The 713-nt window shown below is 45.6% G+C and carries 1 protein-coding gene; it reads left to right on the plus strand.

The window, feature by feature from the left end:
* Positions 1-27: 27 nt before the first annotated feature.
* Positions 28-713, plus strand: a 686-nt coding sequence (locus GMD1S_RS10670) for a DegT/DnrJ/EryC1/StrS family aminotransferase (protein WP_008283294.1), incomplete at its 3' end; no start/stop codon positions are given.

The following is a 713-nucleotide window of genomic DNA, read 5'->3' on the forward strand; positions in this document are numbered from 1 at the left end:
ATGAGTACAGATAAAAGGAGCAAATCAATGCCAAATTACAATATTCCATTTTCACCTCCCGATATTACCGAAGCTGAAATTGCTGAAGTAGCGGATACCCTTCGTTCTGGTTGGATCACAACAGGTCCGAAGACAAAAGAACTGGAGCGCCGCTTGTCTCAATACACACAGACACCTAAGACTGTCTGCCTCAACTCTGCGACAGCCGCTCTTGAGTTGATTTTGCGTGTTTTGGAAGTGGGACCTGGGGATGAAGTCATCGTTCCAGCTATGACTTATACAGCTTCATGTAGTGTTATCACACACGTAGGAGCGACACCTGTCATGGTGGATATTCAAGCAGATACGTTTGAGATGGACTATGACTTGCTTGAGCAAGCCATCACTGAAAAGACTAAGGTGATTATTCCGGTTGAGCTTGCAGGGATTGTTTGCGACTATGATCGTTTGCTCCAAGTGGTGGAGAAGAAACGGGACCTCTTTACAGCTGCTAGCAAGTGGCAAAAAGCCTTTAACCGTATCGTAATTGTCTCAGATAGTGCCCATGCTTTGGGATCTACTTATAAAGGACAACCAGCTGGATCTATCGCTGACTTTACTTCCTTCTCATTCCACGCCGTTAAGAACTTTACAACGGCTGAGGGAGGAAGTGCGACTTGGAAAGCCAATCCAGCGATTGATGACGAAGAGATGTACAAGGAGTTCCAAATCCT

The sequence above is a fragment of the Streptococcus sp. GMD1S genome, from assembly GCF_000296875.1.
GTDB lineage: Bacteria > Bacillota > Bacilli > Lactobacillales > Streptococcaceae > Streptococcus.